We start from the raw sequence: 21,820 nt of genomic DNA, 5'->3' as shown, positions 1-21,820 counted from the left end.
CTCTAATTAAATTTCATCAAAAATATACTTGCTTTTATTATATTCTCAAACAACTTAATATCCTTATAATAACAATTATAATTTCCAATTAACATAGACTTTTCAGTAGTCTTGTAAAATATTATGTTAAACAATTCACCTTTTGAAGTAGAAGTTTTGTATATTCCATAAGGTATCTTCTCTTCACCATTATTAAGATTTCCTTCATCTAACCATGTCATATCTAACTCGTTATTCTTAAATTGCTTAATCATTGATTCTTTAAATTCATTAAATTCCTGTACTTTTGTATCAAAAACACTATAATTAGCTACAAAACTAAGTCCATAAAATTCATTAGTTAAAGTAACATTATTCTCTTCGTTTAATTTCTCTTCCATATACCCTATAGGTATATTAATTATTATTCTATTATCAAGATAAGATTTCTCTGAGAATTTTATCTTCTTATTGTCTATACATACTTCTCCTTCTTGCATTTCTTTCATCACATCTAGAATAGTTTTTTCTTCTGTTTCTTCTCTAGTATCTTCTTCAATATCTTCTATCCTCTTTTTAAGCCTTATTCTAGCAATCTTTTCATCAACACCAGCCATATTATTTATCTCCTTTTCTACTAACCATTATTAAGTATTCTCTCTCCACGTGCTACAATATTATCACTCTTATTTATAGCAAGCTTACTTCCTGATTCACAATTAATATCTATTGTATCTTTGGCCTTTATATTTACTTCTTTCTCTGCTCTAATTGCTAACGTATTAGCACAAGATATCTTAACCTCTGTCTTTCCAATTATAGTTACCGTTCCATCATTATTAAGATTCATATTCGAAGCACCATCTGTAGATGCTATAGATACTCCACTTGGAGTAAACTTAACTTCTTGCCCAGCATCTGTCTGCAAAGACTTATTCTCTGGAGTTGACATTCTGTCAGCTTGCATAGAATTACCATCTGATGCTTGATGACTATCTATTGAATTTATTACAAATGCTTTTTTCTCATCCTTAGATGGAATATTAAGTCTGACTCTCTCTCCTACTTCAGGCATACAATACCACCCACCACCATCTGGAGATGCTGCAACTGATGCATAAGGAAACCAATATAATTTACTCTTATCTTGTACTTCTTCTATTTCAAGATTAACCTTAACCCTATCTCTCTTAACCTCTGCAATAGTTCCAAATAGAGATATTCCAATTACCTTATCATTATATATTCTATTATGCCTTAAACCGTCTTTCGCCCTTATATAATACTCATTAACAATAACTCCATCTTCTAACTTATGAATAGCTTCTGCAATATAGAATCTATTCCCCTTAAAATTGAAGCTCTCCCCTAGGTCTAACCATGTTCTTAGCTTTATCTTATAAGTAATATAATCTATCATAGATACCTTACTATTATCATTTTTCACTGCATAATTATATTCATTTATCTTCTTAGTTACAGAATAATTATTAATCTCTTCTGTCATATTAACCTTACTATCTGGCACTCCAAAATATATACAATACTTATCCCCACTAGGAAGTATATACATCATCTCATTATATCTAGATAAAAATCTCTTCAAAAACTCATAATCAGTTTCTTCATATTGTAATATGAATTCACCTATAGGTTCATTAGGTATGTTAATCTTATAATTCAAGAAACTATATTTATTCATAACTTCCCTTATAAGCTCATGAGAAGTCATACCTACATCTTGAAATGTTTTCTTCACCTTATATATATCCATATAATAACTATTGCTCTTAGCTTCTAATTCTAAAGTATATATATTATCAAAGGATTTTACTTTAGCCTTTGTAATAACACCACTAAAGATAACTTCTGCATCCTTCTCTCCCTTTTCATAATATGCCATTATACTAGTTTGTTCCTGTGTAAAATGAAAATACATATCTTTTACTTTATCATCTAGTATAGCTTTTACCTTCATTATAGAATGTTTATTTACAATATTTTCAATCTGAATTTCCTCTATATGCTTAATTCCTAATACTGATAATCTTAAATTCTCATAAATAATAGTATCCTTTTTCATATATTACTTTCCCTTCTAACAATAAGTATTCTTCATTATATAATTTGCTAAAGAACAAAAAAATGCCTACTTATATTGCATTGTAGGCACCTTTATCTTTAGTAATACTATTTAATTATTTAATCTAATAATATTTTTCTATGTCTCCCTCTAGAATTTCCTCTGCTATCTCCCCCATTTTTGGCTGTGTTCAATATCTGTAACAAATAATTATATATCTCCATATTGCTAAAGTATCTATCTGCAATATCTATCTTACTTCTTATATACTTCATAATTATTTCTCTTGAAATAGGCTCTGCACTTTGCATACACATCATTGCAAAGTTTATATCTAATGGATTTTCTAAATTAGTATCAAATAATTCACGTCCAAAATATCTTGTTATCATAGGAGATAGTGTACTTTCTCCCCTTCCTGAATATATAGAATGAATTATATTAACAGTATCAAATTCTGTAGATAGATCAGTAAAATCTATATGCTCATTTCTAAGCCTTGCCCCTTCTCTTAGTTTAAACCTACATATCTCCATTTCATTTATAGCTAAATTAAGATTTTCATCTAATACTAGTTCTGATGAATATATACAAAAGCCTTCTTCTTCTATAGCCTCTTTAAATCTAACTTTCAACATAATATAGATATTGTTACTAACATATGAAAACTTCTCTATTCCTTTAAGCATATATATTCTATTATTATATTTAATTATCCCATCACTTACATAAATGTTATTATCGTCTATAGTTATAGTACAACCTTTAATTATTCCATCCGTATAATCTTTATATAATATATCTAGATAATCTCTTGTATAATCTCTCAGCTCTTCTAGCATCTCTATCTTAAGTATCTTTCCCGCTTCAAAAACTGGCTTATTATTCTTAAACATCTAATTATCTCCCTATAAACTATTTTAATCCATCGAAGAAATTTCTCTCCCATTGATCATTTTCAAAATAGAAGAATTGTTCTTTACCAATATATAATTCCTCATCTCTTCTAAGTACTGCAAGCACATAGAAGCCCCAGAATTCTTCCTTGGTCCATACAAAGAATTTTATCTCATTATTCTCTATATTATCTGTTTCATCTTGTAATATGTTAGGATATCTCTCTTCTATTGTTTCTGCATCAATTTTCTCTAATTCTTCATTGTCAAAATTATAATCATATTCATATTTCACATTATTGCTATTATCTATAAGATACAGCTTAAGTACTATCCTATCCATAAATCTAGATATTGTACCTTGAGGAATTTCTCTTCCTTGTATTAATACCTTCTGCTCTCCAGTATGAGTATATGCAGTAATCCTATATGGAAATGTTGGTTTCTCACTTACTATATTAATATCAGCATATCCAAAATTTCTGTCATATAAATATTTTAATGCTCCTTTTAAGCATGTTAATTTAAGATCATATTCATCATCACCATTTTTATTAACAGGTTTTAATTGAATAATCTTTCCTGGAATGAACTCCTTTATCGCATCCTTAAATATCTCTGCTCTACATGATTGTCCTGTTAACTTTATCAATGAATAATCATACAATTCATCATCTAAGTATAAATCATTTAAGAACTTATTAACTAAGTTATACACATCACCTTTTATTAATGTTTGAATTTCATAAATGTTAAGTGGTATATCAGGAATATAATTTACCGATTGAAGCTTACCATTTACATTTGCAGATATCTTCCACTTATCATATCTTATAACTCTATCTTCTGATACAGTATCATTTATGCTTAAAATTATTCTTAATAATTCAGGATTACTGAAAAATGTTTTCTTAACTTCTTCTGCCAAATTAAACAAGCAATAATAATTACTCTTTACTTTACAATATTCTTCCTTACTCTTAGTTTCATAATTTTTGAACTTGGTAGGAATTATCTCCTCAGCTAATTCATATTGTTCATCTATACTCTCAAATAATTCTTTTACTCCATACTTATCTACAAATCTAAATATATCCATATCAAATTCACTTAGTATGGCTTCTCTTATATTAGTGCTATCATGCCTTATACCATTTGCCATTAATATCTTAATGAATTGTAATATCCTAAAGGTTAAATTATTACCTCCAAAATCTGTATCACCATTTTCATAAGAAGTCTGAATATCTAAGGCATAAGATACTCTATTATTAGATATACTAAAACTACAGCCAGTAAGATCTGTAGTACCACCTCCACAATCTATAATAAGTGCTTTATATACCTCTCCATCTACATAACGCTTTCTTTCTATAAGATCAGATATAGTATTATATAATACTGCAGCACTCTCTTCTAATATATCATCACTATCTACAGTATATTCACTTAATATCTCTTTAAACAATGTATGGAACTTATATCTTTGTTTTGATGGACATGATATACATATCTTTTTAAATCTACATTTGAATCTTTGTGTAGCAAGTGATATTACATATTCTAAATATGCTTTTATTATATCCTTCCTCTTGATGAGCACAGTTCTCTCATGTACATCTATTGCCTTCTCTTTCTTCTCATAATCACTTATCCATCTCTTGATGTCATAGAATAATGTTAATCCATCATCTGTGTACCTTCTATCTGATTCCATAACAGCATCATATCCAAATACATATTCTATATTATGATTCTCCCCTACATTTTTTACTCCAACTATGCTAGGAATAAGAGGAGTTATCTTAGGTTCCTTCTGATTATAATCTATTATTTTGACTAATTTTATCTTATCAGTATCTTTGTTACCTATATATGTTCCATTTTCATCGAAATCATCATATAAACCATGAAAGTTTTCTTTATTTACATATATACCTGCAGTAGTATTAGATGTACCAAAATCTATAGCAAGTGGTATAGAGGTTTCTTCTAATTGTCTTACATCAAACTGAAGAACATCTAGTGAATAACATGATAGAGGAACTCCTGATAACATCTCTTCTCCATCATATACGTTATATAATAATTCCGAATACTTACCAGAGAATATAAGTAGTTTATAATGATTAGTTGCTCCTTTTTTTATTGGAACATTTTTATCCTTTATAAGATAATGATTTTCTACTCCATCTATCTTCACTCTCTTGATATTGAATATAGTACATACATTGAATTCACTATCTACTAATATAACATTACCTTCTTCTAACAAATCATTACTTCTTAACTTATAATCATCTAAAATATCTACTGATATTCCTTGGTATAATGTTATTTTTGCAGGATATTCTATATCTATTCTTTCTACAATATCCTTAGAGCTCTTCTTCAATAAATCTTCTATTCTCTCTAAACCATTTTCTCTATAACAATCTATAAGTAAAGTGTCACTCTCTCCTCTATACTTCATTATCAGTCTTATTAATTCTTCTTGATCTAAAGGGTTAACTATACTCTTTACTAACTTTTCCTTTGCACATATATCTCTAAGTTGATATGTTGTCATTAACCTTAGATCTTTTTCTTTATATCTACTGCTTTTACTTATTCTATTTTCTACTTTTCTATTATCCTTATGAAGCTTGTAAGAATACGCGCACATAAAATACCTCCTTATATAAGTGCTATACTTCCTTGTTTCATAGTTGATTCTACACCCATTATTCCAAAATGCTTATCCCAAAATATAAATGTCTTCATATTAATAGGTAAAAATGTGTTTATTATCATATATATCTTCCTCTCTTCATCTTCTGAATATGGTGTATCTAGATATATGTATATATCTTTTACTTTATGTATACTCTTATATACTATATTATTCTTATATATAGCTCTAAGCACATACTCAAAATTCTGAATAGAAGTACCACAGTTATATTGATTAATTATTCCATCTAAAAAATATTCTAATTCGTTATTATCTAACAGATCTATACTGTCTCGAATATCTATCCCTAATTCGCCATTTTTTATATCTTTATATATAAGTTCTCTACAGAAATACTTTTTATTCAAGCCTTTTTGAAGGTCTAAATCACCTAAATAATGCATCACTATATCGAAGAATACTTCTCTAAGTTCCATATTATCTATATCATCAACTGGAAACAAATCCTTAAATATATCATGAAACCTATACCAATAGTTTACCTCTATCTCTTTACCTTCTGATAATAGAGGGCTATTAAGGTTCTCTAGTGCTACTTCCATATATGGACTATATATTTGAGCAGGCTTAAAAACTATACTACTTTCATCTATCTTCTTATTATTAGCTTCTAATAGAACTCTCCACAAATAACTCATATTAGTCTTCCCTCACACTTATATTCTGGATATATATATTGTATTTCTGACATAATAAAGCTAAGTATATCTCTATTTAATATATTAGCTTCATCTACTGGACTGAAGTCAAATATCATATATCTATTTGTCACTTCTTCCCTTAATTCATCTATAATAAAGAAATTAGCATCATAAGTTTCCTTATTCTCTAAGCCTTCTTCATTTAAAGTAACATTAACTAACTTAAGTTTCTTGCTATCTACAAAGGAATTAACTATTCTATTAAGCTCTGTTCTTGTTTTGATTCTATAAGAACTCTTCCATGCGACTTTATTTACATAACTATCATCAACCGCATTACTAGCTATAGGATATTTATATTTTTTTACCTCTTCTTCGTTATATTCAATAATCTTTAAAACATTCCATCTTGTCATATCAGAATCTGAAGTTATTATACCTATCTTATTATTATAAAAAGATATAGCATTTCTAGAATTATCATTAAGTTTAATTATATAAGCGTCTCTATCAGAATCCTCTAATAATATGTTATATTCCCAGTTTACTTTATCCTTACATGGAACCGGAAAACCATTCACTTGAAGAATCTCTTCTTTAATATTCCATAGAGGTACCATATTATATCTTACATATTCATCATATTCTCCAAAATCAACATCTATCTCTTCTATTACTTCATCATGATTCACTTCATCTATGCATCTTACTAATGATACATTCATCATTTTATAAGCATATGGAATATTCTGAGTTTTCCATCTTATGTTGTTCATTATTGTATATTTATATAATTCCTCTATTTTATCCTTATACTGATTATTAATACCAAGGTTAAAATAAGCTTCATGAATTCTTTTATTAGTTCTTATTGTTCCTCTTAATAGTTCACCATTCTCTATTATTTCTTGACATTTTAGATAATCACAATCTAAAAATACTTTAAATAAAAATAACTCTTCATTGTTTTCTAATGCATTTATTATATCTTTTATCTCATATTCAGGTTTTTCTAAATCTTCAGATACCATAGGATAGAAAAAATCACTTATAGGATCTACTTCTTCTAATGGACATATACAAGAATATACATCATATTTGTCTTTTTCAATCTGAAGCTCATTGAATACTCTCTTCTCTATATTGTCATAGCTCTCCTTAGTATATTCCTCTAATGAAGCAAATACACTTGTCATTATCTTCTTTAATACAGCTCTATCCTCTAGATCACTTATTTTATTTAGTTTTTCGTATATTGAAGAATCCATCTAATCACCTATCTTGTTATATTTGTTCTATTTCCTTTTCTACTGCATTATATTCATCCATAAGTTCTAAGTTTTTGTAAATCTCCTGAGCCTTTCTATACTTTTCCTTTGCTTCATCTATTTTGTTATCATTCACTAAATTTCTAGCATCTGTAACATAACTTTCTGCTTCTCTCTTTTGAGACTCTATTAATTGATCTATATTTTTAAGCTTGTCTTCCATCTGCTTAACTAAAGTTTCATTTTCAGCTGTTTTGAATTGTTCCATTGCTAAATTATATTGTTGAGCAGCAGATATATAATTACTAGCTATATACTGTTGATCTCCATTTTGCATGTATTCTATACCTTTATCATATGAATCTTGAGCCTTCTCTGCCTTCTCTTCTTCTGCCTTCTTCTTCGCATCATCTTCTGCATCTAATAATCCTATAACTTCTTTTAGTTTATCTTGAGCCGTATTTCTCTGATCACTTAAATTGCATTTACTAGCTAAATCTTTTGCAGCATTATAATTAGCCTTAGCAGATGCATAATTTTTATTTTCAAGTTCTGTGTCTCCTAGTTCAAGTAATTCATCAACACTCTTACAATTATTAGCGAATTCACTTTGACTAACTATATAGTCCTTACACATATAATCATATTTTGCACTCTTCTTAAGTGCTATCTCATATTGATCCATAGCTTCTTGATATTTACCTTCATCTAATTTCTTATCTCCTAAGTTAATAGATTCTGTATATTTTATCTTGCCATCTAATTCTTTTTTTACATCCTTTAAATTGTACTTTTCTACAACCTTATCTGCCGCTTGATATTCCTCTAGGGCTCTTACTGGATTACTGTCTTTTAGATAATCATCTCCACTATCTATATTCTCATTCATTTCTTCTATAGCTACATTTTTTGCATGTACCTTAGCACCTATTACTGAGAAGGCTGCTATAAGCGCTACTACTATTGGTATAGCTATAGTTAATACTTTCTTTATTGTTTTTTTCTTATTTGGATTTATGAAAACTTTATCAAAAAAAGTAATTGCTAAAGTATAATTTTCTAATCTATCTGGTTGTTTTGATAATATCAATTCTTCAATATCATCTGCAACATCAGCAGGGTCTGTTGCCCCTTCTAGTGCATCTTCAATCTCTCTTTCATCACAATTTTCCCATATTCCTCTTGTTAATAAAACAAAGACATCACCATCACTTAGTTTTATCTTCTTCGAAACATAAGGTGATTCTAGTTTATTTTCTCCTAAATATGATAAAAGATTATTTCTCTCTATATGTTCTGATACCTTATCTAAAGCTACCATTCCTCTTTCAGCCATCTCTTCTGTTAATGACTCATCTTTGCTTTTTATTCTTAGATTACCATCTTTAAAATATAAAAATCTTGTATTTCCTACCATTGCATATCTTATCTTAACATAATCTGATATAACAACAGTCATAGATGCCTTCAATCTAACATTATTACTACTTCTTAGTAATTCATTATTTGCATTTTTTATATATTTTCTTATTACTGATTTTCTCATAGAAGGTTTGTCAGTAAAATCTTTTATAAAACTTGTTACTACAATTTGTGCACTTTCCAATTGCGTATCATCATCTATTCCATCAGCTATTACATAGCATGCATAATGATCCAATTCAACAAATGCAAAATAGTCTTTGTTCTGTAAATATGTTCCTTCTTCTGATATGAAGTTAGTCCTCACTTTTGAGTTTAATTTCCTCATTCAAATCCACCCTACTTATTTATTTTTAACTGTATATTTCATTAATATAATACTACCATTACTCTGAGTATCTACATTGTGTACTATCTCATCACATAATTCTTGTACTTTTTTCTTCTTTTGTCCTAATATATCTTCTAGCTTTATCCATTTTATGCCTTGATATATACCTTTACTCATAAGAACTATTATGTCTCCCTTGTAAAGTTTTATAGGTTCTGTATTAAGTTCAATATCTCCATATGATGAATGTCCTAAATAATATAATAATTTCTTATCTTGTAGCACTACCATTGCTTTATCTTTTTGAATTTTTCCTTCATGATATTGCTCTTTTGCCACAACATCTATAGAATGACCTTTACTTATTCTAAATAATTCATTATTTCTATATATGCATAACATAGCATCTCCTATTAATGCATAATGCAAATATCCATCAACAATAATTGTAGATAAAACGCTTGCCCCACCTTTATCTCTTTCAACTCGTCTTATTATCTCATGATTAGCTTTATTATATGCTTTCTTGAAGAAATAATTTTGCATTTCTCTACTTCCTTCATGAATAAACATATAACTTATCTCTTGTACTGCATATTCACTAGATATTTTTCCTGCCTCTTTCTTGCCTAGACCATCAGCTAAGACTGATAATAATCCATTATCACTATCAGTAATTCCTACTGAATCTTCTTGAACTTCCCCACTTCCTAGCATAAGTCTAGATGCTACAATTACATCTTTAAGTAATATCTTTTTTGCTAGAAAATATCTAATTAAAACCAATATACCTATAAAAGTTGCTAGAGATAACATCAATATTAGCTTAAACATAATCTCATCAGTAATCATCACAAAACTCCCTATTCATTTTCTTCCCATTCAAAATGTTCTCCACAAAATGGTACGAATAAGAATTTAGACTTACCTAAATCTATTACATCATATGGTGCTAATTCTGATGGCATGTATACAGGTTCTCCATTTAAATATGCTATTCCTTGTGAATCACCTGGTAGTAGCACATTATTTTTCTTCTTAGCATCATACACTATTATGGCATGATTTCTATTAGCTATAGAATTATCACCTATTATCTGAATATCCATATCATCTGCTCTACCTATAAAGTTTTTACCACTTTTTATCTTATAGTCTTTTCCTACTATTGTACCTTCTATGCACACTATCCATCCACATACAGGTTCTACTTCTTGATATAACAAGTCCTTCTCTACTTCTTGCTTTTCAAAAGTTTGTTGTGCTGCAGGTGAATTGTCATTAGTTGCTCTTACACCTGATGTTTCTACATGACAATAAGGACACACTGTTCCGTACCTTCTTTCACTAAACATATGTCCATTAGGGCATCTAATAAGTGCCATATTCAATCACTCCTTAATAATTATTTTATGCTAATTGTAATTTAACTTTTGATATATATATTACATCTCCCTTTTTCAATGTACACGGAGATCCTTTTACTATATTATATCTTTCATTATCTTCTGCTTTTTTTATTGCTACACCTTTATCAAGAGATATATCTTCAACATACCAATTACCACTTGCATAGTTAAGCACTGCATGATTATCATCTATAAGTGGTGAATATATTGAATCATTTAAATCTATATATACTTCTTCATCTTTGGTGCTTTTACCTATAACTACTGATACTTCGCCTAATAAATTCCACTCTTTTATAGGCTTATTATCTTCATTCATTAACATTATCTTGCTTATTCCAGCTTCTTCTATAATCTCTTTTCTTCTCTCTTCTTTTAATACATATATCAGATATCCTGTAACGCCTACTATAATAACCCACGCTATCAATCCATATCTAACATATAAATTATCTATAAATGTAAGAAGAGTGAAACATATAAGTGATATAGCAGCTCCTATAAGCATGTCTATAATTCGTACTCCAACTTTTAACTTAGTTTTATTATTATTTTTCACTAGTTAACTCACTCCACTATTTATTTTTTACCGAAGAAACTCTCAAACATAGCTGATGTATCTATAGGATTTTTGCTCTTATTACCCATCTTATTTTTATCAATTTTACTGCTATTAGGTTTAAATCCAAAGAAACCTTCAAAACAATCTTGTAGATTCTCATAAGGGCTCTTAGAACTTGAAGATTTCGCCTTTGTCTTAGTCTTCTCTTCTGTATTATTACCTCTGAATCCAGCCCCTTCTTGAGACTTTCTAGCATTAAATCCATCTAGCTTCTTATCATATTCTGCTCTAGATTCTTCATTTCCTATTACTTCATATGCTTCACTTGCATCTTGAAACTTTTTTATTGCATCATCATCATCCTTGTTTTTATCTGGATGATATTTCTTTGCCATAACTCTAAATGCTTTTTTTATTTCATCTTTTGTTGCATCTCTTGAAACACCAAGTACTTCATAATAATTTTTCATAAAAATAACCTCAAAAGTATTAATCTGTATTTTTCCTATATATTAAATTAAGAATTTAGATAAATCTAAATTCTCAATTTAATAATTATTTATATACTATGCTCCGTATCCGCCTTCTACTTCTACATCAGCAATTTTATCTTTCTTTTGTCTTACAACTAATAAGAAAGTTCCTATACCTTCAGTATCGCCATAATGTTCTGTATAATCTATTACGAAAGCTTTTGGAAAAGTAATTTTTCTTACTACTCCACCAGCTGATACTACTTCTACACTTACATTTCTATAAGCATCTGCTTGTTCTGCTGGTACTAATGACCATTTTCCCATTTTCTTTGGTCCATCTATAACAGCACCATCTAAACCTGCTAATATTTTACCTTCTATATACAATGTAGCTCCAACATCTTTAGATCTAGCATTTGTATCTTTTGGTGTATTAGTTACATACTTAACATTTGTAACATCTTCTATTCCTAATTCTATTTGTTCAGCACCTTGTATTGAAACTTTAAATCCCATATTCTTTTTTCCTCCTTATATTCTCTCTACTTATGCACCAAATCCGCCTTCGAATTTAACATCTGCTGTCTTATCTTTCTTTTGCTTAACTAATAATGAGAAAGTTCCTACTCCTTCTTCATCACCATAATCTTCTTCATAGTCTACTACAAAGGCATTAGGTAAAGTTATTTGTCTTACCATTTGGGAAGCTGCAACTACATCTACAGTTACATTTCTATAACAATCAGCTTTTTCTGCTGGTACTAATGACCATTTTAATAAGTTCATTGTTGAATCAGCATCTGCTCCTCCTATTGCTGGTATTATTTTACCTTTTATTAATAATGTAGTTCCTAAATCTGTTGATCTAGCATTTGAATCATCAGGTGTATCAGTCATAAATTCAACTGATGTTATACTTTCTAATCCTAATTCTATAGTTTCTCCACCTGTAACACTTAATCTGAATCCCATACTTTTCTTCTTCCTCTCATTTTTATTTAATTAATATATTTAAATTTTATTAATTAGCAGCATCTGTTCTTGTAATTTCAACTTCAAGATTCTTAACATTACCATTAAATGCTATGTCTATGTTACAAATTCCACTTTCATTATCTATAGTGTAGCTTATATCATCTCCATCTTGAATTATTGCATTTACAAAGTCTTTATGTGATATCCAATTACTCTTAACACTTGAAGGATTATTGCTGAAGAATTTAATAATATTATCTTCTTTAAAATCATTTGAATAGAATCTTAATAATCTTTCAACATAAGTACTTACTAAAGTCTTATAGATAGATTCAAAATCTGTTTCATTGCTTTGTAAACTTCTAGCCTTATATACTGTTATTTGTTTAATTTCTCTACCATCTACTTGTGCATTTTCTGATGAGAATACAAATCCGAAGTTTCTTCTATTTATTGCACTCTTAATTTCATTAGTAAATCCTGATATTTCTTTTGCAAGAGTTGTTGTGACTCTTAATGCGTTATCTCCAGCCTCTATATCAAATCTTACACCTGGATATTCTGAATATACCTTTTTGAAGTTTTCTCTTAAATATTCAGGACATTGATATGCTGAAACTATACCAGCAGCTATATAAGATGCACCAATATATACTCCCTCTATCCATAGTTTTAATATATCTTCTTTTTCTTTTGATAATTCAGCAACTCCATCTTCTGTCATAATCATTTTGTTATCTAATATAACTCCTGACTTTTCTCTTGGAATAACTGTGAAGTTAGGTATACAAGGAATAGCAAACTCGCTATATGATTTACGCATTAACACTTCACATTTATCCATAAATTTATCAACACCTGTTGTAGCAACAGAATTAAATGTTGTCTCTTCTCTAGGTTCAAAGCTAAAGAATACTTGAGTTCTATATCTTCTGCATACATCTAATAATAATGATAAATCTTCCATTGTATTAGAATCTGTCTTTTCCACTTTCTTATTAGATTTAAATCTTTCTCTCTTAACTGTATTCTTTGCAGATGCTTCTAGTTCTATTGATGGAACTATTGCAAACCATATTGTATTCTTGAAATCATTCTTATCATTAACTGTACTCATGAAAGTTTCTAATCTAGGGATGTTAGTTGAATTAACTAATCTACTTAGTTTAGTATTACATACTAACAATGTAGGTTTCATTCCCTTACCCTTTGTTTGATATTGATCAAAGTACATCTTAACACCTAGAATCTTTTCTATAAGTGGCTTAACAGTCTTTATAAAATCATCTTTTGCAGTTTTATAAAAATCTAGGTATGTGTTATAGTTTTGTATTTCTGTTTCTATATCTACTTCACTTTGCATTGTAGATGTTAATGGACAGAATGTTCTAACTACTAAGCTCTTAACATAATCAGATTTTGAGTTTTCATCACTTATTGCATCATAATCATCTTCAAAAGCTTCTATTAAGCCCATATTAGCATTATCATCAACAGCTACAAGTGCAGTACTTTCTTGTTTTGGAGCTTCTAAAACTTTTAATTCTCCGTTTTCTCCCATACTTAACAATCCTAATGAGAATTGTTCACCATTGCTGTTACCATCTTCTCCACCTATTAATAATCTAGTCTTAATATCTTCTATTGCTAAAGGTAACATAGCCATTATATTGTTATAGTTTTCACTAGCTTCATCAAACATATGATTTAGCTTGTCCCCTAAATCAAGCTTTGTTGGATCTTCATCATCTAATTCTTCATACTTTGAATATGTATATTGAATTTCTTTTCTTGATTGCTTAATGTCATCCATTACCTTCTTAGGTGATATCATATCTAATAAATTTTCAAATTTAAAATCTACATTTTCTATTCCTTGTGCCCTCTTAGTGTCTATAAGAGTAAACAACATTTTAAGAAAATCATTAGATTTATTTATTGGAATCTCTGTAATTAATTCTTCTGGAAAGTTTTCAGGCTTTTCTAGAGTGTACATTACTTTCTGATTGCTAGCATTGAAGAATGAATAAACTACTGGTGAGAATTTATCCAAAAATTCATCAAAGCTACTTACTAATAAATGTTCATTGATTTCCTTTATCTTATCATCATTTAAACTATTTAATCCTTTTACATCTCCTACTAATGTTAATAAATCAAGTTTCTCTGGATTTATTTCTTCAAATAAAATAGTTCTATTGGTTTGTTGTATAATATCCACTTGCCTCTCTCCTCTTCATGGTTTTTACAAATTGTTTAATTATTATTAATTTTACATTAACATGTAAAACTTTTCAACACCATTTTTTGTATTTTCTGATTTATTTTTCTCTATAATCCTCCATATATTTATTTAACCTCTTATTTCTATTTATTTTACTTTTTTACATAAACTTTTGTAGACAAATGGGGGAGGTAGCTTAAATCTTATATACTTTTTATGGGTAAAATTAAATATTATAGTTTAAAATTTATTAGGATTGGTATTTAGTCCGTAATCAACTTAAAGTATTTGCTGATATACTTGATAAAAAATGCATAATAAAAGACCTTATAGTAAGAATAAATCAAAACTATAAAGTCCATATATATTGTTTTCCTAATGAATATTATTATCACTTAATTAAAAAATTGAAATTCTTCATTTCCTAATTTTATTATATCGCTATCTTCAATCTTAATTTCTGTCTTGGCTGGGATAACCTTATTATTTATATAAGTATGATTAGTTGAATCTAAATCCATTATATAGTATTCTCCATTTTTAGTTACAATATCTGCATGTTGTCTACTTACTGCTTTATTATCAGTTACTATATAATCAGCACTTCTTTTATCTTTTCCAATTCTAAATATTCCTTTATTTATTTCTATTTTTTCATCATTATTTAATCGTATTAGATATGGATAATTAGGTACAACACTAAGTACTGTTGTACCTTCATCATCATAATCATCTTCTTCAGGTTGTAATAATGTAGTTGCACCTTCATCAAATTCTTCTTCTACAACTGGTTTTCTTATATTTATTTTATTTTCCTTCTTTACTTCTTCTGGTTCTTCATCTAAATACTTCTCTATTATTCCAGTAAATAAATTTATATCAAATGTATTATTTTCGTCAAAGAATCTAAGTAATTCTTTTACATATCTGCAGTTTTCGTTATAATCAAACTCAGTGTTTAATAATATTTCTTTTATAAGACCATCAAGACTTTTATCTTGATTTCTATTAGAAATAGGTAAACATATCATCTTCACCATCAAGTTATTTTCATCTATAAACATTTGGCTAGTTTTCAAAAATAAATTATTTAACTTAAGTCCTTTCATCTGTAAACCTAACACAGCATTTATTATATTTAATAATATTGTTAGTATCTCTTCTCTTCTTATTACCTTTCCATTAGTATATTCTTGTAAAGTTTTTAATCCATGTATGTCATATTTGAAGCATGTCTTTCCCATTACATTTCCACATGTATAGTGAACAAGTTCTCCTATTTCTTTATCAACGGTATTATTTAATAAATTTTCATCTACTTCCTCATTGTCAGAAACAACATATGCAAGTTTCTTAGTATTGCTATCATCAACCTTTTTCTCTAGTTTACATCCACACATAACGCAAAATACTGCATTATCTCTATTCTCATGATTACAATTCTGGCACTTCATCTCTGTATTCATCCTTTCTGTTTAATAACTTTGTTTTATATTTCTATATTATTTAGATAGAAAATAATAAGCAAAGCCACATATACCTACAACTATCAATATTATTAATATAACTATTGCAGCAATTAATGGAACATCTTTTTTCTTTTTTTTCTTTTCATCTACAACTACTTGTCCCATATTATTAGCATATTTTCTACTATTATCCTTATTATCAAATTCTAACTTATCATTTACTTTATTATTATGTATCTTTTCTTCATTATTTGATACTTTAGATATTTTCTCTTTTTTTACTGGTTCTTTATTCACTCTATCTTCTACTACTATATCTTGAGCCTTGTCATCTCCTGACTCACTTAATATCTCAAATCCTTCATATTTTAGATGTTCAACTGCTTCATCATATTTCTTATCATATTGTTTTTTTATGAACTTATTACCACAATATGCGCAAAAAAGAGCCCCATCTTCATTTTCTTTTCCACATGCTCCACAAAACATAAAATAATCCTCCGCCCTATACAATTTTCTTACAATAATCTTTTGTCTACACATAATTATATAGTTATAGTTTTCCCTATTCAACATTTTTTAATCAAATTGTATATTTATATCAAAAATTAATTTATATAGAAACACTGCATATAATACATATGACTAATATTTTATGGAAGTGCTGTATGAGATTTGTAGATTCATTTATAGATTATCTAGAATCTTTAGATATAGAAATAGCTAAACTCGAACAATTTGGTGCAATACTACTTATTGTTGGATATTCTCTATTTTATTCAGGCGCCCAATATGATATATATGAAGCCCTAGATATTAACGAACAAAATATATCACCTGATTATGTTACACTTATAGGAGAATATTATGTTCTTGCTGGATATATAGTATTATATGTAGTGTCACTAAAGCGAATAGAAGAAAAGTATAATAGTGATCTATATGGTGAAGATTCTTTTATAATCTCTCCTTATGTCCTTCTTTCTTATTCATATCTTCTAAGCGTTATAGCTAATAGCTTACGAGTAGAGGCTTTTAATGAAATTTTGTATAACATAAAAAACTATACTGAAATAATTAGAGATGATAAAGATGATTGATAATTAAAATAGAATAGCATTAGTTGCAGTAACCAATTAAAATAGGATGACTTTGATTTTACAAAGCGTTTGCTCAATTTTATTCATACGTTATGATGAATTTTAGTATTTCTTATTATAAAAAAATTAAGGTAGTGTTTAAAATGTTGTACTGTTTGAACTTTAGTGAGTTTACAACATTTAACTACCTTAATTTTTTATATTTAGAAATACTTAATGAAATTATGCTATTTATGAAAACATATAATATTTGATACTAATAATAAATATAATATTACTTAAGCCAAATAAGCATTAGATTTCTATTTTATGAATCTAGGCCATCTATTACTGCAGCTGATGCTTCTTCAAATTCTTTAACCTTTTCAGTTACTTTTGCTACTGCTTCTGCTCTTTCCTTAGCAGTTTCTTTTGAACTCTCAACTACCTTACCTACATCACTTATTGCTTTAACCATTTCATTTACAACATCTGTTATTTGAGTTGCTGATTCTGAACTTGCTTTAGCTAATTTACCCATTTCACCTGCAACAATAGAGAAACCTTTTCCCATATCTCCAGCTCTTGCAGCTTCTATTGATGCATTTAATGCTAACATATTTGAACGAGTAGCATTACCTTTTATAAATTCTACAACAGTATTTATCTTATCTAGGTTATCTTCTACAACCTTAACAATTTCTTGAATACTTGCTATTGAAGCTTCTAGTTCTGATGAGCTTTTAGTAATGTCATTTATTGAATCTTTTGCCTCTAATAAATTATCTTTAATTGTCTTTAATTCTTGATTTAAGCTTTCTTCTCTCATGAAAAACCCCACCTTTTTCTTAATTTTATTCTATTGCAAATACAATATATACATATTCCATCTCATAAAATATTTTCGTTATCTTTATTAATACCTTTACAGAAAAAATAATATATTATAAAATGTTAAACATTTGTACACATTTTATTTCTTAACTTCCTTTACATTTAAGAATTTTGTTTGTAATATTTTACGTAAGAGGAGGAAGAATTTATGAAAATATCTGTAATAGTACCTGTATATAATGCAGAAAAATATCTACATAGATGTATAGATTCAATTTTATCTCAAACCCTAGATGAGATAGAATTAATATTGATTAATGACTGTTCTACTGATAACAGTATTAATATAATTAATTCATATAAAAGCTATGATAATATAAAAATAATAGATTTAGAAGAAAACATTGGTCCAGGTGGAGCAAGAAATAATGGATTATCATGTGCCCAAGGAGATTTTATATGTTTTGTAGATAGTGATGATTATATAGATAAAACAATGTTAGAAACTCTATATAAAATTGCTACAAGAGGCAAACATGATATAGTTGATTGTAAATTTTATCATGAAGGTTTAGATAAAGAAATGAAAACAACTTCTAATAATGCATTAGGAAAATTAGATTTAACAAAAAAAAGAGAACTTATTCTGCATTCTGGATTTGTATGGGGAAAAATAATACGAACTTCTATTATAAAATCTAATAATATATTATTTCGTGAAAAAGTTTCATATGAGGACATAGATTTTATTCGAGAAGTCATAGTTAATTGTAAAAAAGTATATTCTACTGATAAATTATTATACTTTCATACTGCAAACCCTACTTCATTAACTAACACAGATAACATCTCTATAAAGATATATGATAAGATGGCAAGTATGGAAGCTCTGTATAATTATTTTATTATCAACAACTTATACAATGATTATAGAGAAGAATTAACATATATAATATATAAAACCTATGCTGTTATATTAGACTATGTTATGAAACTAGATACTTCTATAGTAACTGTATCTCTATTTAAAGAATTGCAAGACTTCTTCTATAAATTAGTTAAATATGATTACTCTAATAATATATATATAAATTCTCTACCAAAGGAAGATAGAATCTTTGCTGAAACTAATAATAGAGATTATACCAAACTTATTAACTACATATAATGTTTTACATAAATAGCTTATTCTATTGAAAACTTATTCTATTAAGCATATAATAAGTTAAAGCTTAGATATCTTTGTATATAAGGAGTGAATTTTATGCATAATGAATTAACTGAAGAAAATATAAAAAAATTAAGAGAAGAATTAGATTATAGATTAACTGTTAAAAGAGCTGAAATAGCTAAAGAAAAACTTATAGCTGCTGCTCATGGAGATCGTTCTGAAAATGCTGAATATAAAGAAGCTTGTGCTAACTATAGAGAAAACGACAATAGAATTCAATATCTACTATCTATGATATCCACTGCAAAAGTTATAGACGATTCTGAAATAGATAAATCTACCTTAGGTATTAATAGTAGAGCAAGAGTAAAATTCGTTGAAGATGATGATGAAGAAATAATATCACTTGTAACTACACTAGATCTAGATCCAGAGAATATGGCCATCAGCATAGAATCTGATTTGGGTAAAGCTCTAAAAGGTAAAAAAGTAGGAGATGTAGTTACAGTTAATGCACCTGGTGAAAACTATACTGTTGAAGTACTTGAAATCTTATAAAAAAAACGACGACTTTATTAAGCCGTCGTTTTTTTAGTCATTACTTTTCTATAAATCTAACAATAACTTTTTTCATTTAAGAAATACTCTAATACAGTTGTATCGTTAGTTAATTCCGGATGAAATGATGTTACTAAAATATTATTTTCTCTTGCAGCTACTATATTTCCATCTACTTCACTTAATACTTTAACATCATCACCTGCACTTACAATAAATGGTGCTCTTATAAATACCATTTCAATTTCTTTATCTGAAATATCTTCTATAACCTTCTTTGTTGTAAAGCTGTCTATCTGAGTTCCAAATGCATTTCTTCTAACTGATATATCCATAAGCTCTAAATGCTTCCTGCTATCATTCTCTATGTCTTTTGCAAGTAATATCATTCCTGCACAAGTTCCCCATGTTGGCAATCCTTCTCTTATTTTATCCTTCAATGGTTCTAATAATCCTGTTACCCTTAATAATCTTCCCATAGTTGTACTCTCGCCACCTGGTAATATTATTGCATCTATATTATTTAGATCTTCTTGTTTTTTTACCAATATAGCTTTGTGACCTAATTTCTCTATTGCATTAACATGTTCTTCAACTCCACCTTGTAATGCTAGAACTCCTACATTCATAATTACCAGCCTCTTTTTGCGTATTGTGTTTTTACTTCTGAAGCATTAATTCCAGACATAGCACCACCCAAATCCTCTGAAACTTCTGCTAATTTTGCTGGATCATTATAATATGTAGTTGCAAGAACTATAGCCTTTGCTCTCTTTTCTGGATTATCTGACTTGAATATACCAGAACCAACAAATACTCCATCACAACCTAATTGCATCATTAATGCTGCATCTGCTGGTGTTGCTATACCACCTGCTGCAAAATTAACAACTGGTAGCTTACCATTTTCCCATACATATTTAACAAGATCATATGGTGCTCCATAATTTTTCGCAATAGTCATTAATTCTTCTTTATCAGCTTTTTGAATTTCTTTTATTTGGCTAGTCATTGTTCTCATGTGTGTTACTGCATTTACAACATCTCCTGTTCCTGCTTCACCTTTTGTTCTTATCATTGATGCACCTTCACCTATTCTTCTAAGTGCTTCTCCTATATTTGTTGCACCACATACAAATGGAACTTCGAATTCTTCTTTATTTATATGATATTTATCATCTGCAGGTGTTAATACTTCACTTTCATCAATAAAGTCTATATTTAGAGCTTCTAATATTTGAGCTTCTACAAAATGTCCTATTCTTACTTTTGCCATAACAGGAATAGATACTGCTTCTTGAATCTCTTTAATCATTTTAGGATCTGACATTCTAGCAACTCCACCTTCTTTTCTTATATCTGAAGGTACTCTCTCTAAAGCCATAACTGCACATGCACCTGCTTTTTCTGCTATTATTGCCTCTTCCTTGTTAGTAACATCCATTATTACTCCGCCCTTTAACATCTGAGCTAAATTTTTATTTACTTTCTTTCTCTCTACTGTATTATTCATTTTTTTAATTTCCCCCTGTCATTCATTTGTAATAAAATACTGACAAAGTTAGCTAACTGTTATCTGATGTTTATTATAATAAATTCTAAATATGTTTTTTTCAAATGTACGGGTACATTTATTTTGTATGCATACATTTGACATTATTCATTATAGCGAACACTTGTTCTTTTTGCTATTTTATTATATACTATTA

22 protein-coding genes are annotated in these 21,820 nt (G+C 28.3%); 3 read left to right on the top strand and 19 right to left on the bottom strand.

Annotation, left to right across the window (positions count from 1 at the left end; translation table 11 throughout):
• Window positions 1–2 precede the first annotated feature (2 nt).
• The 16 genes from KQI77_RS07500 to KQI77_RS07425 all read right to left on the bottom strand — a co-directional run bounded on the left by KQI77_RS07500 (window position 3) and on the right by KQI77_RS07425 (window position 16,958).
• Window positions 3–596 (bottom strand): hypothetical protein, encoded by a 594-nt coding sequence (locus KQI77_RS07500; protein ID WP_216389819.1) that lies wholly within the window; start codon window positions 594–596, stop codon window positions 3–5.
• A gap of 20 nt (window positions 597–616) precedes the next feature.
• Entirely contained in the window at window positions 617–2,062 is a 1,446-nt protein-coding gene (locus KQI77_RS07495) for a phage baseplate assembly protein V (protein WP_216389817.1), read from the bottom strand.
• Between the two features lie 119 nt (window positions 2,063–2,181).
• Window positions 2,182–2,958: a hypothetical protein gene (locus tag KQI77_RS07490; RefSeq protein WP_216389814.1), complete on the bottom strand. Its 777-nt coding sequence runs from the start codon at window positions 2,956–2,958 to the stop codon at window positions 2,182–2,184.
• A 19-nt stretch (window positions 2,959–2,977) separates the two neighbouring features.
• Complete coding sequence (locus KQI77_RS07485) at window positions 2,978–5,623, bottom strand: molecular chaperone (protein ID WP_216389812.1); 2,646 nt, start codon at window positions 5,621–5,623, stop codon at window positions 2,978–2,980.
• An 11-nt stretch (window positions 5,624–5,634) separates the two neighbouring features.
• Window positions 5,635–6,330, bottom strand: a complete 696-nt coding sequence (locus KQI77_RS07480; RefSeq protein WP_216389811.1) for a hypothetical protein — start codon at window positions 6,328–6,330, stop codon at window positions 5,635–5,637.
• Window positions 6,327–7,601: a normocyte-binding protein gene (locus KQI77_RS07475; RefSeq protein WP_216389810.1), complete on the bottom strand. Its 1,275-nt coding sequence runs from the start codon at window positions 7,599–7,601 to the stop codon at window positions 6,327–6,329. The genes KQI77_RS07480 and KQI77_RS07475 overlap by 4 nt, the downstream gene beginning before the upstream one ends.
• Before the next feature lie 16 nt (window positions 7,602–7,617).
• A complete protein-coding gene (locus KQI77_RS07470; protein ID WP_216389809.1) occupies window positions 7,618–9,351 on the bottom strand; it encodes a PP2C family serine/threonine-protein phosphatase in 1,734 nt (577 codons plus the stop codon).
• A 15-nt stretch (window positions 9,352–9,366) separates the two neighbouring features.
• Window positions 9,367–10,206, bottom strand: coding sequence for a PP2C family serine/threonine-protein phosphatase (locus tag KQI77_RS07465; protein ID WP_216389808.1), 840 nt, complete (start codon window positions 10,204–10,206; stop codon window positions 9,367–9,369).
• 11 nt (window positions 10,207–10,217) lie between these two features.
• Complete coding sequence (locus KQI77_RS07460) at window positions 10,218–10,739, bottom strand: FHA domain-containing protein (protein WP_216389806.1); 522 nt, start codon at window positions 10,737–10,739, stop codon at window positions 10,218–10,220.
• Window positions 10,740–10,764: 25 nt separating this feature from the next.
• Complete coding sequence (locus KQI77_RS13275) at window positions 10,765–11,322, bottom strand: FHA domain-containing protein (RefSeq protein ID WP_216389805.1); 558 nt, start codon at window positions 11,320–11,322, stop codon at window positions 10,765–10,767.
• A gap of 20 nt (window positions 11,323–11,342) precedes the next feature.
• Window positions 11,343–11,795: a J domain-containing protein gene (locus KQI77_RS07450; RefSeq protein WP_216389804.1), complete on the bottom strand. Its 453-nt coding sequence runs from the start codon at window positions 11,793–11,795 to the stop codon at window positions 11,343–11,345.
• A 96-nt stretch (window positions 11,796–11,891) separates the two neighbouring features.
• Window positions 11,892–12,317, bottom strand: a complete 426-nt coding sequence (locus tag KQI77_RS07445) for a membrane-associated protease 1 (RefSeq protein WP_216389803.1) — start codon at window positions 12,315–12,317, stop codon at window positions 11,892–11,894.
• Window positions 12,318–12,347: 30 nt separating this feature from the next.
• A complete protein-coding gene (locus tag KQI77_RS07440; RefSeq protein ID WP_216389801.1) occupies window positions 12,348–12,773 on the bottom strand; it encodes a membrane-associated protease 1 in 426 nt (141 codons plus the stop codon).
• Window positions 12,774–12,822: 49 nt separating this feature from the next.
• Entirely contained in the window at window positions 12,823–14,997 is a 2,175-nt protein-coding gene (locus tag KQI77_RS07435; RefSeq protein WP_216389799.1) for a transcriptional regulator, read from the bottom strand.
• A gap of 398 nt (window positions 14,998–15,395) precedes the next feature.
• Window positions 15,396–16,454 (bottom strand): FHA domain-containing protein, encoded by a 1,059-nt coding sequence (locus KQI77_RS07430; RefSeq protein WP_216389797.1) that lies wholly within the window; start codon window positions 16,452–16,454, stop codon window positions 15,396–15,398.
• Window positions 16,455–16,502: 48 nt separating this feature from the next.
• Window positions 16,503–16,958, bottom strand: a complete 456-nt coding sequence (locus tag KQI77_RS07425) for a zinc-ribbon domain-containing protein (protein ID WP_216389796.1) — start codon at window positions 16,956–16,958, stop codon at window positions 16,503–16,505.
• Window positions 16,959–17,137: 179 nt separating this feature from the next.
• On the opposite strand from KQI77_RS07425, the gene KQI77_RS07420 reads away from it, so the two are divergent.
• Window positions 17,138–17,569 (top strand): hypothetical protein, encoded by a 432-nt coding sequence (locus KQI77_RS07420; RefSeq protein ID WP_216389795.1) that lies wholly within the window; start codon window positions 17,138–17,140, stop codon window positions 17,567–17,569.
• 307 nt (window positions 17,570–17,876) lie between these two features.
• Here the strand turns inward: KQI77_RS07420 and KQI77_RS07415 are convergent, their stop codons facing one another.
• Window positions 17,877–18,377 (bottom strand): methyl-accepting chemotaxis protein, encoded by a 501-nt coding sequence (locus tag KQI77_RS07415; RefSeq protein WP_216389794.1) that lies wholly within the window; start codon window positions 18,375–18,377, stop codon window positions 17,877–17,879.
• Window positions 18,378–18,590: 213 nt separating this feature from the next.
• Here KQI77_RS07415 and KQI77_RS07410 point away from each other — a divergent pair, with 213 nt between their 5' ends.
• Entirely contained in the window at window positions 18,591–19,550 is a 960-nt protein-coding gene (locus KQI77_RS07410) for a glycosyltransferase (RefSeq protein ID WP_216389793.1), read from the top strand.
• Between the two features lie 96 nt (window positions 19,551–19,646).
• Window positions 19,647–20,111 carry a transcription elongation factor GreA gene (gene greA / locus KQI77_RS07405; protein WP_216389792.1) on the top strand — a complete coding sequence of 155 codons (465 nt, stop codon included), beginning with the start codon at window positions 19,647–19,649 and terminating at the stop codon, window positions 20,109–20,111.
• A 56-nt stretch (window positions 20,112–20,167) separates the two neighbouring features.
• Here greA and pdxT read toward each other — a convergent pair whose 3' ends face one another.
• Both pdxT and pdxS read right to left on the bottom strand, forming a co-directional pair.
• Window positions 20,168–20,740 (bottom strand): pyridoxal 5'-phosphate synthase glutaminase subunit PdxT, encoded by a 573-nt coding sequence (gene pdxT / locus KQI77_RS07400; protein WP_216389790.1) that lies wholly within the window; start codon window positions 20,738–20,740, stop codon window positions 20,168–20,170.
• 2 nt (window positions 20,741–20,742) lie between these two features.
• The gene (gene pdxS / locus KQI77_RS07395) at window positions 20,743–21,624 is read right to left on the bottom strand and encodes a pyridoxal 5'-phosphate synthase lyase subunit PdxS (RefSeq protein WP_216389788.1); all 882 of its coding nucleotides are present in this window, start codon (window positions 21,622–21,624) and stop codon (window positions 20,743–20,745) included.
• Window positions 21,625–21,820 lie beyond the last annotated feature (196 nt).

The sequence above is a fragment of the Clostridium sp. MSJ-8 genome (genome assembly GCF_018918325.1).
Taxonomy (GTDB): domain Bacteria; phylum Bacillota; class Clostridia; order Clostridiales; family Clostridiaceae; genus Clostridium.
Note: the sequence above shows the minus strand (reverse complement) of the source record. Positions and strands in the feature narration are given on the sequence as shown.

Bases quoted from the DNA above. Each gene is read 5' to 3' on its own strand.
- KQI77_RS07415 (WP_216389794.1), bottom strand. From the start codon at position 18,377: ATGAGAGAAGAAAGCTTAAATCAAGAATTAAAGACAATTAAAGATAAT.
- KQI77_RS07475 (WP_216389810.1), bottom strand. From the start codon at position 7,601: ATGGATTCTTCAATATACGAAAAACTAAATAAAATAAGTGATCTAGAG.
- KQI77_RS07465 (WP_216389808.1), bottom strand. From the start codon at position 10,206: ATGATTACTGATGAGATTATGTTTAAGCTAATATTGATGTTATCTCTA.
- KQI77_RS07490 (WP_216389814.1), bottom strand. From the start codon at position 2,958: ATGTTTAAGAATAATAAGCCAGTTTTTGAAGCGGGAAAGATACTTAAG.
- KQI77_RS07410 (WP_216389793.1), top strand. From the start codon at position 18,591: ATGAAAATATCTGTAATAGTACCTGTATATAATGCAGAAAAATATCTA.
- pdxT (WP_216389790.1), bottom strand. From the start codon at position 20,740: ATGAATGTAGGAGTTCTAGCATTACAAGGTGGAGTTGAAGAACATGTT.
- greA (WP_216389792.1), top strand. From the start codon at position 19,647: ATGCATAATGAATTAACTGAAGAAAATATAAAAAAATTAAGAGAAGAA.
- KQI77_RS07480 (WP_216389811.1), bottom strand. From the start codon at position 6,330: ATGAGTTATTTGTGGAGAGTTCTATTAGAAGCTAATAATAAGAAGATA.
- KQI77_RS07425 (WP_216389796.1), bottom strand. From the start codon at position 16,958: ATGTTTTGTGGAGCATGTGGAAAAGAAAATGAAGATGGGGCTCTTTTT.
- KQI77_RS07460 (WP_216389806.1), bottom strand. From the start codon at position 10,739: ATGGCACTTATTAGATGCCCTAATGGACATATGTTTAGTGAAAGAAGG.
- KQI77_RS07430 (WP_216389797.1), bottom strand. From the start codon at position 16,454: ATGAAGTGCCAGAATTGTAATCATGAGAATAGAGATAATGCAGTATTT.
- KQI77_RS07470 (WP_216389809.1), bottom strand. From the start codon at position 9,351: ATGAGGAAATTAAACTCAAAAGTGAGGACTAACTTCATATCAGAAGAA.
- KQI77_RS07495 (WP_216389817.1), bottom strand. From the start codon at position 2,062: ATGAAAAAGGATACTATTATTTATGAGAATTTAAGATTATCAGTATTA.
- KQI77_RS07485 (WP_216389812.1), bottom strand. From the start codon at position 5,623: ATGTGCGCGTATTCTTACAAGCTTCATAAGGATAATAGAAAAGTAGAA.
- KQI77_RS07450 (WP_216389804.1), bottom strand. From the start codon at position 11,795: ATGAAAAATTATTATGAAGTACTTGGTGTTTCAAGAGATGCAACAAAA.
- KQI77_RS07445 (WP_216389803.1), bottom strand. From the start codon at position 12,317: ATGGGATTTAAAGTTTCAATACAAGGTGCTGAACAAATAGAATTAGGA.
- KQI77_RS07500 (WP_216389819.1), bottom strand. From the start codon at position 596: ATGGCTGGTGTTGATGAAAAGATTGCTAGAATAAGGCTTAAAAAGAGG.
- KQI77_RS07420 (WP_216389795.1), top strand. From the start codon at position 17,138: ATGAGATTTGTAGATTCATTTATAGATTATCTAGAATCTTTAGATATA.
- KQI77_RS07440 (WP_216389801.1), bottom strand. From the start codon at position 12,773: ATGGGATTCAGATTAAGTGTTACAGGTGGAGAAACTATAGAATTAGGA.
- pdxS (WP_216389788.1), bottom strand. From the start codon at position 21,624: ATGAATAATACAGTAGAGAGAAAGAAAGTAAATAAAAATTTAGCTCAG.